Source organism: Aquimarina sp. MMG015 (genome assembly GCF_018100855.1).
Taxonomy (GTDB): Bacteria; Bacteroidota; Bacteroidia; order Flavobacteriales; family Flavobacteriaceae; genus Aquimarina; species Aquimarina latercula.
The window spans coordinates 658,798-673,235 of the sequence record NZ_JAGJEB010000002.1 but is presented as its reverse complement, the minus strand read 5'-3'; the positions used below and the strand labels follow the sequence as shown (position 1 = coordinate 673,235).

Annotated in this window: 15 protein-coding genes; 3 read left to right on the top strand and 12 right to left on the bottom strand. The window is 33.3% G+C overall.

From position 1 onward, the window contains the following. Positions 1–177: 177 nt before the first annotated feature. The 6 genes from J8L88_RS06340 to hutH form a co-directional block, all read right to left on the bottom strand. Positions 178–690, bottom strand: a complete 513-nt coding sequence (locus J8L88_RS06340) for a hypothetical protein (RefSeq protein WP_118386433.1) — start codon at positions 688–690, stop codon at positions 178–180. A 67-nt stretch (positions 691–757) separates the two neighbouring features. Then, entirely contained in the window at positions 758–1,387 is a 630-nt protein-coding gene (locus tag J8L88_RS06335) for a hypothetical protein (protein ID WP_027391158.1), read from the bottom strand. A 57-nt stretch (positions 1,388–1,444) separates the two neighbouring features. Beyond that, complete coding sequence (hutG, locus tag J8L88_RS06330; RefSeq protein ID WP_211060266.1) at positions 1,445–2,398, bottom strand: formimidoylglutamase; 954 nt, start codon at positions 2,396–2,398, stop codon at positions 1,445–1,447. 48 nt (positions 2,399–2,446) lie between these two features. Next, a complete protein-coding gene (locus J8L88_RS06325) occupies positions 2,447–4,450 on the bottom strand; it encodes a urocanate hydratase (RefSeq protein WP_211060265.1) in 2,004 nt (667 codons plus the stop codon). Positions 4,451–4,509: 59 nt separating this feature from the next. Continuing rightward, positions 4,510–5,757, bottom strand: a complete 1,248-nt coding sequence (gene hutI / locus J8L88_RS06320; RefSeq protein WP_118386430.1) for an imidazolonepropionase — start codon at positions 5,755–5,757, stop codon at positions 4,510–4,512. A 2-nt stretch (positions 5,758–5,759) separates the two neighbouring features. After that, entirely contained in the window at positions 5,760–7,340 is a 1,581-nt protein-coding gene (gene hutH, locus J8L88_RS06315; RefSeq protein WP_211060264.1) for a histidine ammonia-lyase, read from the bottom strand. A gap of 83 nt (positions 7,341–7,423) precedes the next feature. Here hutH and J8L88_RS06310 point away from each other — a divergent pair, with 83 nt between their 5' ends. Together J8L88_RS06310 and J8L88_RS06305 are read left to right on the top strand one after the other, a co-directional pair. Then, positions 7,424–8,314, top strand: a complete 891-nt coding sequence (locus J8L88_RS06310; protein WP_211060263.1) for a LysR family transcriptional regulator — start codon at positions 7,424–7,426, stop codon at positions 8,312–8,314. Positions 8,315–8,460: 146 nt separating this feature from the next. Continuing rightward, positions 8,461–9,090, top strand: coding sequence for a porin family protein (locus tag J8L88_RS06305; RefSeq protein WP_211060262.1), 630 nt, complete (start codon positions 8,461–8,463; stop codon positions 9,088–9,090). 65 nt (positions 9,091–9,155) lie between these two features. On the opposite strand, the gene J8L88_RS06300 is transcribed toward J8L88_RS06305, so the two are convergent. The 6 genes from J8L88_RS06300 to J8L88_RS06275 form a co-directional block, all read right to left on the bottom strand. Next, on the bottom strand, positions 9,156–9,521 hold the full coding sequence (locus tag J8L88_RS06300) for a nuclear transport factor 2 family protein (RefSeq protein ID WP_027391165.1): 366 nt from the start codon (positions 9,519–9,521) through the stop codon (positions 9,156–9,158). Between the two features lie 87 nt (positions 9,522–9,608). After that, positions 9,609–10,916, bottom strand: coding sequence for a deoxyribodipyrimidine photo-lyase (locus tag J8L88_RS06295; RefSeq protein ID WP_211060261.1), 1,308 nt, complete (start codon positions 10,914–10,916; stop codon positions 9,609–9,611). A gap of 1 nt (position 10,917) precedes the next feature. Further along, positions 10,918–11,616, bottom strand: coding sequence for an SDR family NAD(P)-dependent oxidoreductase (locus J8L88_RS06290; RefSeq protein WP_027391167.1), 699 nt, complete (start codon positions 11,614–11,616; stop codon positions 10,918–10,920). Positions 11,617–11,656: 40 nt separating this feature from the next. Then, positions 11,657–12,124 (bottom strand): SRPBCC family protein, encoded by a 468-nt coding sequence (locus tag J8L88_RS06285; protein WP_027391168.1) that lies wholly within the window; start codon positions 12,122–12,124, stop codon positions 11,657–11,659. Between the two features lie 70 nt (positions 12,125–12,194). Continuing rightward, complete coding sequence (locus J8L88_RS06280) at positions 12,195–12,551, bottom strand: hypothetical protein (protein WP_211060260.1); 357 nt, start codon at positions 12,549–12,551, stop codon at positions 12,195–12,197. Positions 12,552–12,634: 83 nt separating this feature from the next. Then, positions 12,635–13,294, bottom strand: coding sequence for an MIP/aquaporin family protein (locus tag J8L88_RS06275; RefSeq protein ID WP_118389907.1), 660 nt, complete (start codon positions 13,292–13,294; stop codon positions 12,635–12,637). A 122-nt stretch (positions 13,295–13,416) separates the two neighbouring features. Here J8L88_RS06275 and J8L88_RS06270 point away from each other — a divergent pair, with 122 nt between their 5' ends. Next, on the top strand, positions 13,417–14,256 hold the full coding sequence (locus J8L88_RS06270) for a DUF2911 domain-containing protein (protein ID WP_027391171.1): 840 nt from the start codon (positions 13,417–13,419) through the stop codon (positions 14,254–14,256). The last annotated feature ends 182 nt before the right edge of the window (positions 14,257–14,438 follow it).

Here is a 14,438-nt window from a genome sequence, read left to right as displayed (position 1 = left end):
CTGTGTGCGCAAATCTAAATGGGGAATTTAGATATATACATATATCCCGAAGATACGAAAGTAATTATATTTTGAATGCAATGAAATACAAGTTTTCCTATAAGTAAGTTTCTTAGTTAATTATTTGTGTAATAAAATGAATACGTTTTTACTGTTTAAGTTTTAAAAACATAATATTTATCGCTGTAGATACGTGTATCCAAAAAATAGTAAGGCGGCTAGAGCAGCACTTATAATAAACAATGAAGTTCTGTTGTCATCTTTTGGTGATTTTAAAGTAATTGTTTTAAAGATTTTAATCATTTTCTTTTGTTCGAAAAATAGAAGAATTATAAGAATAACAAGAAAGACGATAGCGTTAATAGTAGCTCCTGCGTTAACTTGGTAGAATACATCAAATAGTACAATATTGGTCATGATTGGCAATAAAAGGAATGTGCCAATAATTTTAGTACGCTTAGATAAAAGTAGTAATGCTCCTGTAACTTGCAATACTCCAATAATTATGGGTATTGCTTGTGTGTGTCCAAAAAAAGACCACATAAGTTCCATCCCAGTTAACTCACTTACTAATTTATCTGGAAAACCATTATTATTTTTAAATTGAAGTGGTTTGGCAGCACCGTAAACAAATATGAAAAATGCTACGAAGTATCGCAGCGTACGTTCAGTTATTTTTTGAAAATACATGATGTATGAGTTTAATTATCAGACGATGTACTAAAAATAATGTTACAAGGAAGGTAAGAACCTGTTGTTAAGATATTTTTCGTCTCCAAAAAGTAACAAATATTAATGTAACAATAGAAGGGGTTAACCAAACCCATAAGGTGCTTGAATCCAATGCAGCTAGTAAAAATGCAGTTATTGCTGCTCCGTATGCTCCGGACATTTTACCAATATGATTAGATAAATAAGCCTTAGGATTAGTTTTAAAGGTTTTATAGAGCTTAACATCTCTAATCGTGGCCATGACACCAAACCCTCCGAAAAAGAAAAATAAAATGCTTTTAGGGATCTCTTGCAAGTGATAATAGATGCCTGTACTAATCATTCCTAAAAATATTAATCCCATTACAGAGCTAATAATGATGTCCACTTTTTGTAAAACATATTGTTTTTTAAACCTGAGTACTCTATTTCCAGAAATTACAAGGTATATTGTGAATATAGAGAGTAAGTGTAGTAGTAAATTTTTATGATTAGGGAGAAGGGTGATAGGGATAGCAATTAGAGCACTAATAAACATAGCGATAGAAAATACTATTCCGGCTTTTTTGTGGTAAAACCTACCTTTTTTACCTATAATACTGATAAGGCCTGATAATAATCCAATACCACCAAATAATGCATGAATGTAAATGAGAATTATCACAGTTTGTTCCATAGGGCTTATAAGAAGTTCTATGGTAAATATAGCTAAATGTAGGAACAGATATTATAATTAAGAAGAGGAAATAAACTTCATCATATAATAAACTAATCTAGCAGCTAATTTAGCTGTGATATTATCTAAATCATATTTAGGATTAAGCTCTACAATATCCGCACTAACTAATTTTTTACTATTGCAAATTTGTTCAATAGCAAATAAGGCAATGTCGATAGAAAAACCAAATGGAGAAGGGGCGCTAACACCAGGAGCAACAGAAGATGAAAAACCATCTAAATCAATGGTTAAATAAACCAAGTCAACATCGTTTATAAAATTATTAATTACTACTTCAATATTGTTTTTGTTTGTAATATTGAAATCTGTATTCTTGATATATTCTACTCCCAATTTTTGAGCAGTTTGGAATAATTCTTTGTTATTGGATTCTTCTTGAATTCCTAAGCACAGGTATTTGAAACGATCGTTCTCTTTAGAGATTTGATAAAATGGAGTACCAGAATTTCCTTGGCCATTTACTGATCTCAAGTCAAAATGAGCGTCTAAATTTATAATTCCAATTCTGGCGTCTGGTTGGTGTTTTTTAATTCCATTATAGTGTGCGTATGCAAGATCATGACCACCTCCTAAAATAATACTAAAATATTGCTTTTCAAGAATTTGAAATACCTTATTTGAAGTAATAGTTTGAGTTTCTTCTAAGTCATTTCCTATGCAATAAATGTTGCCTACGTCTATTATTTTAACAGTTTTATCGAAATGATTTGATAAAGACCCTATCATTTTCCTTATTTGATCAGGTGCGGACTCTGTGCCAATTCTGCCTAAATTTCTTTTGACTCCTTCTTCGCAAGCGTATCCTAGAATTGTAAAGCTTGTTTGCTTATTTTTAGGAAGTTCATCATTTTCTATGTCAATACAAGTTATTTTCTCGTGAAGATATAATTGATCATTAGATGTCCGTCCTGACCAAATAGCGGGATTTGTTTTTTTATAGTTGTTCATTGGTAGAATAATGCTTGTGTGTAAAATATTGTACAGATGTGATGGTTATTAAAATAATTTATCTAAAATTCTTTCCTCTAGGATATTAGGGACGGTTACTTTAAGTGAAGGTGTACGTTTCATTTCTCTTTTTATCGCAAAAATAGCCTCTTCATTTCTTGCCCAACTTCTCCTAGAAATACCATTATTCACATCATAAAACAACATGTTTTTTAATCTTTTGGACGCTTCATCAGATCCATCTAATAGTAAACCAAATCCTCCGTTGATAACTTCTCCCCATCCAACGCCACCTCCGTTATGAATGGATACCCAAGTAGCTCCTCTAAAACTATCTCCAATTACATTATGAATCGCCATATCAGCAGTAAATTTGCTTCCATCATAAATATTACTAGTCTCTCTATATGGAGAATCTGTACCGCTTACGTCGTGATGATCTCTACCTAATACTACAGGCGCCGATATTTGATTTGATTTAATAGCTTTATTGAACGCTTCAGCGATCTTTGATCTTCCTTCGGCATCAGCATATAGAATTCTTGCTTTGGAGCCTACAACAAGCTTATTTTCTTTTGCTTCTTGAATCCAAGTGATATTGTCTTGCATCTGTTGTTGGATTTCTTCTGGAGCATTTTTCTTAATCTCTTGCATTACCTGTATTGCAATGTTGTCAGTTGTATCTAAATCATTAAGGTTTCCCGAGGTACACACCCATCTAAATGGACCAAAACCGTAATCAAAACACATAGGTCCTAGGATATCTTGCACGTATGAAGGGTATTTAAAATCTATCTTGTTTGTGTCCATTACATCCGCCCCAGCACGAGAAGCTTCTAATAGAAATGCATTTCCGTAATCAAAAAAGTAGGTTCCTTTTGCTGTATGCTTATTTATTGCATCTGCATGTCTTCTTAATGATTCTTGTACTTTAGTTTTAAATTGGATTGGGTCATTTGCAATCATTTCATTGGATTCCGAATAAGTCATATCTACAGGATAGTACCCTCCAGACCAAGGATTGTGTAGTGATGTTTGATCTGATCCTAGATGTATATATATGTTTTCATCATAAAAACGTTCCCATACATCAACGATATTTCCTTTATACGCAATTGATACCACTTCTGTATTTTTAATCGCTGCTTGAACTCTTCTTACTAAATCATCTAAATTATCTACAATTTCATCTACCCAACCTTGTCCATGGCGTTTTTCGGCTGCATCGGGATTTACTTCAGCGCATACGGTAATACATTTAGCAATGTTTCCAGCTTTAGGCTGGGCACCGCTCATTCCGCCTAAACCAGCGGTTAAGAAAATCTTACCAGCAGTTTTTTCGCCAGGAGTTAAGGTTTTTCTGAATGCATTCATTACGGTAATAGTAGTTCCGTGTACGATTCCTTGTGGCCCAATGTACATATAACTTCCAGCAGTCATTTGTCCATATTGGGTAACTCCTAATGCGTTGAATTTCTCCCAATCATCTGGTTTGGAATAATTTGGAATCATCATTCCATTTGTAACAACAACTCTCGGAGCTTCTTTAGAAGAAGGAAATAGTCCCATAGGGTGACCTGAGTATATGTGTAAAGTCTGTTCTTCGGTCATGGTGGCTAGGTAATACATCGTAAGCAGATACTGTGCCCAATTTTGAAAAACGCCTCCGTTTCCTCCATAAGTAATTAATTCGTACGGATGTTGAGCAACAGCAGGATCTAAATTGTTTTGTATCATTAACATGATTCCTGCGGCCTGTGTGGTAATTGATGGATACTCGTGTATAGGTCTAGCATACATTTCATAATCTGGCATAAATCGATACATATAAATACGTCCGTATTCATTTAACTCTTCAAGGAATTCCTCGGCAAGTTCTTGATGCCAATCCGGTTTGAAATATCTCAGAGCATTTTTAAGTGCTAGTTTTTTTTCGTCAATTGACAATATTTGTTTTCGTTTAGGAGCTCTACTTATTTTTGTACTAAGTTCTTTTTTAGGAGGTAATGTATCAGGGATACCAGTTAAAATTTGTTCTTTGAAAGTAGTCATAAGTATTTGATGTAATTGTTGATCATATAGATCATTGTTGAAGTCTTTTTATCGTTATATTATTTAGAATATACTAGATCTCCTCGTTTCCATACTTGATTTGGAGTTAGTTTACCTTGATGATATAATATTTCATTGTAATTATCAGTTGAAAAGAAACAGAAGTCTGCTATCATTTTAGGAGCTAATTTTCCACGATCATCTAATTTTAAAGCAGCAGCAGCTCTTGTTGTAATTCCGGCTAATACCTCTGTATTACTTAGTTTTTCGAATGTTCCTAAAATACAAGCCTGGGTAAGTAAATCTCCCATCGGTGCAGAACCGGGATTCCAGTCGCTTGCAATTGCTAAAGCTCCTCCTGCATCAAGAATTTTTCTCGCTGGTGTAAAATCACAACCTAATCCGATAGAAGCTCCTGGTAATGCAACTGAAACAACATCGCTTTCTGCTAACATTTTAATTTCTATATCTGTGCTTGCTTCTAGATGATCTGCACTTACCGCATTTATTTCTACCGCGATTTCACTTCCGCTAGTAGTAAATTGATCTGCATGAACGGTGATATCAAATCCCATTTCGATAGCTTTATTAAAATAAGGTTTGATGTTTTCTTTAGAAAAAGCACTTTGCTCTACAAATGCATCAATTCTATTTGTAAGTTTTTCCGTTATAAGATTTGGGAACAAGTTTGTAGTTATATCGTTTAGATATTCTTCATGAGTGCCGTTATAATCTTTTGGAAGCATATGTGCTGCTAAGCAAGTAGGTATTAGATCTGATTCTAAATTTTCATTAGCTCCTTTTATTGCGCGCAACATCTTTAGTTCTTCTTGTATAGAAAGACCATAGCCACTTTTTACTTCGACAGTAGTGATACCATTCTTAAGAAGGTGATTAGCTCTTTTTATTACAGAATGACATAATTCTTCCTGACTAGCAGTTCTAGTATTGGTTACTGTATCCCAGATTCCACCTCCTGCTTTTGCAATTTCTAGATAAGATTTTCCTGAGTTTCGCATGGCATAATCATTAGCTCTAGAACCAGAAAAGCAAATATGTGTATGGGCATCTATAAAACCAGGTAGACAGACATAATCAGATTGCAGTTGTATAACCTTTGCATCAAGACTTTTTGCTATTTGTTGCATTTCATTATAGTTTCCTATGGTGTGAATGCGTTCTCCTATTGTAAGAATACCTGCATTTTCAATTATTGGAAGCTCTTCGTCTTTCAAGGCTCCTTTTAAGGGTAATCCATCCATGGATAACAATTGTTTAATAGGGCCAATAAGTTTGTACTTTTCCATAATTAATATATTTCAAATTGAGAGGAAAACTCTGTTTCTAAGGATAAGTTATTGTCTTTTAATACATTATTAGAAACTTTAATGATGCTCTTGTTTTTTATTATTTCAATACCTTTATCTATGTCATCCGAAAAAACACGATCTTTTTCTGCAAAAGAGACTTTTTTACGTATCATTTTGTGAATTTCATCTAAAATTACACCAGATTTCATTGGTTTTCTAAATTCAAAAGCTTGAGCCGCTGTTAGAAGTTCTATCGCTAATATCTTCTCTATGTTTTCTAGTACTTTTAAAGCTTTTCTACCACCAATAGATCCCATGCTTACGTGATCTTCTTGTCCAAGTGAAGTAGGGATGCTATCCGCGCTAGAAGGGAAACACAAACCTTTGTTTTCGCTAGCTAATGCTGCCGTTGTATATTGTAAGATCATATATCCAGAGTTAATTCCAGTATCTTTCATCAATAATTTAGGAACTCCTGGAGAATTACCTTCTAGAGCAAGATATATTCGTCGGTCCGAAATGTTTCCAATTTCAGAAGCGGCAAGACAAGCGTAGTCTATAGCCATTGCTAGTGGTTGTCCATGAAAGCTTCCGCCGCTGATAGTAAGTTCTTCGTCAATAATAATAGGATTATCCGTTACAGAGTTTAATTCTACTTCTAATAATTCTTTAAGATGTAGCCATGCATTTCTGGATGCTCCGTGAACCTGAGGAATACATCGCAATGAATATGGATCTTGAACTCTATCACAATCAATATGATCTTCCATGATCTCAGAACCTTTTAATAAGGATTTTACTCTAGAGGCTACATGAATGTTTCCTTTAAAAGGGCGCAGCTTGTGTAATTCATTATAAAAAGGTTTAATAGAGCCTTGTAGTCCTTCTATCATCATAGCTCCAATAATGTCGGCTTGAGAAAGGCAGCTATGCAGTTTCTCAATAATTTTAACAGCGTGCGCAGCTATGAATTGTGTTCCATTTATTAATGCTAAACCTTCTTTAGGACCTAAGTCTAATGATGTTAAGCCAGTTTTTTTAAATAAATCAGCACTAGGTATTTCTTCACCCTTATATATTACTTTTCCTAAACCAATTAAAGGTAAAAAAAGGTGGGATAATGGCGCTAAATCTCCAGATGCACCAACAGAACCTTGAGAAGGAACAATTGGAATTGCATCATTATCAATATGCCAAAGAATACGATCCAAAGTGCTTTCTGCAATACCAGAATATCCTTTTGCTAGTGATTGTAATTTTAGAATCAGCATAAGTTTGGCAATTTCCTTATCTATAGGATCACCAACACCAACACTGTGGCTTTGTAATATATTAGATTGAAGTATCTTTGTTTCTTCTTTTGAAATCATGGTTGTGCATAATGGACCAAAACCAGTATTGATTCCATAAACTGGATTGCCTTTATCTACAATGTTTTTGACTACTTGGCGACTCTTTCTGATTTTTTTTCTTGAATCTTCAGAAATAGTTCCTTTAATTTCTCTAGACGCTATTTTGATAGCTTTACCTGCGGTGAGATAGTCTTCTCCGAATTGAAAATGTGATGATATTTTAGACATTATAATTGTTGGTATTTGTATAGACTAAGATAATATGTATTTTTAATACCTATAAATACTAATTTTATCAATAATTAATAACTATGAGTTATCAATTGGAATTACGTCATTTTACTTATTTCTTAGCAGTGGCGGAAGAATTACATTTTAGAAAAGCTGCGGAAAGGTTGTTTATTTCTCAACCTGGTTTGAGTAGGCAGATTAAACAGATGGAGGGTATTATTGGAGCTGAACTTTTTATAAGAAATAAAAGAAACGTAAGTTTAACTGCTGCGGGAGAGTATCTGAAAAAAGAAATTGCTTATATTTTTAATCATATAGATTTTACAATAAAACAAACATCCTTAATTGATAAAGGAAGTGAAGGAGAGGTAAGGATTGGTTTTTTGGGTTCTGCCATTCAAACAGTTATACCTGATCTATTGGTGAAAGTGGACAAAGAATATCCTAAAATTCAGTTTAGCCTAGAGGAAATGTCTAATTATGATCAAGTTAAGTCAATTGTTAGTGATGAGTTGGATATTGGATTTGTTAGGTTAGCTAGAGTTCCTGATGGAGTGAGTATTAAAGCTGTACAAACAGATTCTTTTTCATTAGTTTTACCAAAAGATCACCGACTTAATAAAAAGAATTTTAAAAGTGTTGCGCAAGTTTCTTCGGAGCATTTTATCTTATTTTCTTCGGACTATAGTTCTATATATTACGATAAGATTATGAGTATATGCGAGGATAAAGGCTTTACTCCAATTGTTTCTCATAAATCGGTTCATGCGCAAACAATTTTTAAATTGGTAGAGAGTGGATTGGGAGTTGCGATCGTTCCAACATCTTTGCAGCATGGATTTGATCTAGAGGTAAAGTTTTTAGAAATTCCTAAAATCGCACAAAAAGCTGCATTATCTGTTATTTGGAAAGAAGATAATCGGAATCCTGCTTTAGAAAAGGTAAAGAGATTTTTGGATCCCGATATTTGATAATACGTGTGAGTGTTTTTGTATGGAAATTTGTGCTTACCTATTGGTTAAATGATCAGATAATTCTTCACTTTTTTTAATTGGAATGATTTGTTTATTTTTGGCGCTTTTATTTTTTAAAAAATTAACCCTGAAATAAAGATTTGATGATTAAAAAAATACTATTCCCAATACTTCTTATCCTTTTAGTATCAGAAAAGATAAATGCTCAACAGGATCGTGCTCAACTTGGTATAAAGGTAGGTTATAATCTTTCGTATATAGCAGGAGAAGAGATAGATGATTTTATTCCTAGAAATACAATTCATTTAGGGCTTGTAGGAGAAATACCAATTACAAGATATTTTGCAATACAACCGGAGTTACTTTATTCGTTTCAGGGGTCGTATGTACAACCTGGATTTACAGATAGTTCAGATTTAAGGTTTACTGAGTGGTTGTTAAAATTAGATTATGTTACGTTACCTATTATGGCGAAATATTATTTGATACCTGGATTTAGTGCAGAAGTTGGACCACAAATAGGTATATTAACCTCTTCGAGGTTATTAAAAAAGAGTTCTGTTAATGGTGTTTCTGAAACAACTGAAGATGATTTAAAAGATCTGATTGCACCCGTAAGTTATGGAGTTAATATAGGTTTTGGTTATCAGTTTGAGGATGGATTATTTTTTCAATCTCGTTTTAATATAGGGATTTCGGATATTTTTGATTTTGACCATGCATTAAGTCAAAGAAATCACGTCTTTCAGGTGTCTGCTGGGTATAAGTTTTAATGATTTGGCTATACGAATAAAAAGAGATCGAAAAGTATCACACATTTCGATCTCTTTTACTTTTATTAGCTTGGCATGGAATAAAAGAACTGTTCTTCTATTATTTTCCCATTATTTACATTATAAATAGCTAGTTCTTCTATTTGCATGCGTCCTTGACCTTTAAAAGTGCAATCCATTTTCATTTTACAAGAAAAATGATTTTCTGCGACTGTTGGTTCAGATACTTCACCTCCGTGAAACTCTTCTACGGTGGCATACCAATCCTGACTTTTTTTGGTTACAGCATCTTTTCCAGTAACAACAGCATTAGGAGCTCCTGGCATTTCTCTACTAACTACGTTGTCAGCATATAATTCTTTTAAGGCTTGCATGTTTTCACCTTTACGGCAAAGTTCTACTAAGCGATTAGCTACTTCTTGTGTATTCATTGGTTTTTGAAGTTTATTGGTTTATGATGGCTTTAAATTACAAAAAACTTCGTATCATATTTTTAAATAAATGTTATAATTTGTCGTTTAAGCAACAGCCTCTTTGTAAGTTATAAGACACCTTTCTCTAGCCATTTTGTGATCAACAATGGGTTGTGGATAGGTTAATTCGTTGATATCTTTTACCCAAGTATTGATATATTCCAGTTTTTTGTCAAACTTGGTTACCTGAGTTGTAGGATTAAATATGCGAAAATATGGTGCAGCATCTACTCCAGAACCAGCCGCCCATTGCCAGTTACCTACATTAGCGGACATATCATAATCTAAAAGTTTTTCTGCAAAATACGTTTCGCCCCATCTCCAGTCTATAAGAAGGTGCTTGCATAAAAAACTGGCAACTAGCATTCTAACACGGTTATGCATATATCCAGTTTCATTTAATTCTCTCATTCCTGCATCTACTAATGGATATCCTGTTTCTCCTTTTTTCCAAGCTTCAAATTCAGTTTCGTTATTGCGCCATTCAATTCGATCATATTTAGGTCTAAAGGCTTTGTTTTTTGTATGAGGAAAATGCCATAGGATTTGCATAAAAAACTCACGCCATATAAGTTCTGACCAGAAAACCTCGTTTTCTTCAGCGATTGCTTTTTTGATCATTTCACGGATACTGACAGTCCCGAAACGTAAATGTGGACCTAATCTAGATGTACCGTATTTTATCGCAGGAAAATTACGAGTCTCCTCATAATGATTGATAAGATTGGAAGAAACTACATATTTTGGTACGCTAATTTTGGACTTCACAAATCCTAGATCGGATAGAGAAAGGTTTGGTAAGTTTATATCTTTTATAAGATTGTTAAGATGTTTGATCGAATTATGTTCTTCTAATTTAGAAGCATTAAATTTCTCTTTCCATTTATTTTTATATGGAGTATAAACAACATACGGAGAGCCATTAGCTTTTGTAATTTCGTTTTTCTCAAAAATTACTTGATCCTTATAGGTTTTAAACGCTATAGTTTTTTTAGTAAGTAATTTTTTTATTTTTTCATCTCTTTCGGTAGCATAAGGCTCGTAGTCATGATTTGTATATACTTTGTTTACCTCATATTCTGTGATTAAATTTTCGAATACTTCTATTGGGTTGCCATGGAACATTGCGATAGTACTATCGTAGTTATCTTTTAGTTTCTTGGAAATAGTTTGTAATGTACTATGTATAAATGATAATCTAGCGTCATTTTTTGGTAGTTTTTTCAGAATTTCTTTATCGAAAATAAAAATAGGTAAGACTGGCAGGTTGCTCTTTAATGCTTCTTTAAGACCTACATTATCATTTAGTCTTAAATCTCTCCTAAACCAAAAAATGTTTACTTTTTTTGGCATATTAATTTACGTTTAAAGTAGACATTCCACCATCAACTCCTAGTACTTGTCCTGTTATCCAGCTACTATCATCACTTAATAAAAATTTAGCAATATTAGCAATATCTTCTGCTTCTCCTACACGTTTAAGAGGATGTCTTTGATCCATTTTGTCTTTCTTCTTTTCGTTACCTAATAATCTTTTGGCTAGAGGAGTATCTGTTAAAGAAGGGGCGATAACATTAACTCTTAGTTTTGGAGCATATTCTGCAGCTAATGCTTTTGCAAAACCTTCAATAGCACCTTTAGCGGCCGCTACACTTGTATGGAAAGGCATTCCTACTTTAACGGCAACAGTGCTAAAGAAAATTAAACTAGCCTGTTCTGATTTTTTTAATTGAGGAAGAATGGAATGTATGATTTTTACTAAAAACATAAAATTGATTTGCATATCTTCATGAAATGAATCAGGACTTAGCATAGTAAATGGTTTTAAGTTAATACTTCCGGGACAGTATACAAAACCATCTAATTGATCAGGTAGTTTAGAGGTGTCAATTTCATCGGTAGAAGCATCATATGGAATGTGAGTAACTTCTAAATTACCTAAACTTTGAGAAGTACGTGAAGCTATATAGACATTATGATTACTATAAAGTTTTAAAGCTAATTCAAATCCTATTCCATGGCTACCACCAATAAGTAAAATGTTTTTTCTCATTATGTTGTTTTCTAAATTTTACAGCTATTATGTTTATCTTTTAATCGTTAAAAGTTCCAAATAGCTCAATTAATTTCTTTTCTCTATAATCAAATATTTCTTTTAATTTTGGTTTTACCATAAATGGATGTACCAATTGTCCTAAAATTCCAAAAGGGACTTTATAATCAATAATATCTTCCATTTCTACACCACCAGGAATTTCTTTGATGAAATGTTTATGGTGCCAAAGTGCGTATGGACCAAATCTCTGTTCATCTACAAAGTATTCTTTATCTACTGAATGGGTGATTTCTGTAACCCATTTTGTTTTTATTCCTGCAACAGGAGTAACAATATATTGTATAATTTGTCCAGCATACATTTTTTTTTCTGCTCCGGATAATATTTTGAAACCCATATAATCAGGTGTGATTGTTTTCAAATTTTTTGGATCAGATAAGAAATCCCATGCCTCTTGAAGGGTAATAGGTAAGTTTTGTTTAGCCTTTAACGTGTATATTTTCATTGTATACCTCTTTTAGGTATAAAGGTACAATCATTTTTGTTTAAAATTTAAACAAAAAAGTTAAACAAAACTAAAAATAAGATTCAGCCCAAGATTTTGCTTCGTCCAGATTTTCAAAAAAAGCAAATGATTTGTCAAATAACTTTTGTTCGATAATTGCCTTATCACGTTCTGTTTTTTTCTTCGAGACAATTGCTAACGCCTTCATGTTAGCTAATTGGCCTCGCTTATATATTTCACCAGATACTTCATGATTGTTTTTTCTATTCGAAATCAAAAGAAACTCTTGATTTTTGTAATAAGACTGAAGCTTTTTTCTAATGATGTTAGCTCTATCTAAAGTTAAATTAACTCCTTCATTTACGGTAACAATAACATACTTCTCGTATAATTCAATAGAACAAAAATCGGTAGTGTGTAGCTGCATTTAAAATACTAATAAGCTATAAATATATGTTAAATAAAGTAAATTTTGAAAAACTTAGAAAGTTTAAGCACTAAGATTTATTGTTAACATTCTTTGCAGCAGTTGTCTGCTTTAATAACTCTACACGTTAGAACTGCCAGTATAGCTCCTATTATTGGGGCGATCATATATAGCCATTGATGTTCCCAATGCCCAGATAATAGAGCTGGTCCCAAAGATCTTGCAGGGTTCATTGATGCGTTTGTCATAGGTCCGGCAAACATAGCTTCTAAAAGAACAACGCCTCCAATTGCTATTCCAGCCATCATTCCTACCTCTTTGGATCCTGTAGATACATTAATGATAACTAGCATTAAAAAATAGGTTAAAAGAATCTCAAGAACAAATGCTCTAAGTGCATCGAAAGAAGGAAGTGTACCACCAAGAAACTCGCTTTCTGGAAATAAAAAGAGTAAAATACTACTGGCTGCGATGGCTCCAATACATTGAGACAAAATATATTTAGGTGCTTCTTTCCATTGGAATTTTTTAGCATATGCAAATGCAATAGTTACTGCAGGATTAAAATGTGCTCCAGAGATATCTCCAAAAGCATAAATCATAGCCATCACAATTAATCCCCAAGTAATTGCAATACCTACATGAGTGACATCACCACCGGTAACCTCGTTAATTGTCATGGCTCCTGTTCCACAAAAAACCATTATGAAAGTTCCTATTGCTTCGGATATGTATTTACGCATCATAGAATTATAAATGAGGACAAATATAAGGTTACTTATTTTAAGTTTTTGTTAACTTTTAATGTATGTGTAATTATTAATTTCGTTTCGATTAAACTAATTAAATACTAAATTTAAACACAATGAAAAAGATCATCTTATTTGTATCAGCGGCCTTACTATCGTTAGGTGTTGATGCACAGGTTAAAGTTCCTCAACCTAGCCCTCTTTCTAAAATAGAACAAGTAGTTGGATTAACGGATGTTGCCATCGAATATTCCCGTCCAAGCATGAAAGGTCGTACTATTTTTGGAAATTTAGTTCCTTATGATAAATTATGGAGAACAGGAGCTAATAAGAATACTCAAATTACATTTGGAGATGATGTAAAAGTAGGAGGCGCTGAATTGAAGAAAGGAACGTATGCTATTTTTACTAAACCTGGTAAAGAAAACTGGGAAGTTATGTTTTATAGCGATGCAAATAACTGGGGTACTCCACGTGAGTGGGATGATAGTAAAGTTGCTGCTAAAATAACTGTAAAGTCTACAAAAATACCGATGAATGTAGAAACATTTACTATTATGTTAAGTGATTTTACTATGGATAGTGCACATATCAATATTTTATGGGAAAATACAGAAGCTGCTATCAAATTAGAAGTACCTTCTAAAAAGAAAGCGGCGGAGAGTATAGAACTAGTTATGGCAGGACCATCTCATAATGATCACTATCAAGCAGCAACATTTTATAAAGAAACTGGAGATTTAGATAAGGCTAAAGCACATATCGAAAAAGCTGTAGCGGGTAGAGCAGATGCATTCTGGTATCACAGACAACATTCTTTAATTCTTGCTAAAAGCGGAGATAAAGCTGGTGCAATAAAAGCAGCAAAAACTTCGTTAGAGTTAGCAGAGAAAGCTAAAAATGCTGATTACGTAAAGCTAAACAAAGACTCCCTTGCAGAGTGGGGAGCTAAATAACACTCTTTTTTTTCACACAAATCGAAAAGCGCTCTAAATAATAGAGCGCTTTTTTTTGTTGATATCTAACGATCAGCGCAAAAACTAGGTTGACTATTAGAACAACATCTATTGTCTATAAGGGGATTTCCCAAACATTCTTCATATTCTACTATCCAAGGCCTTCGCACTGGATTTTCACT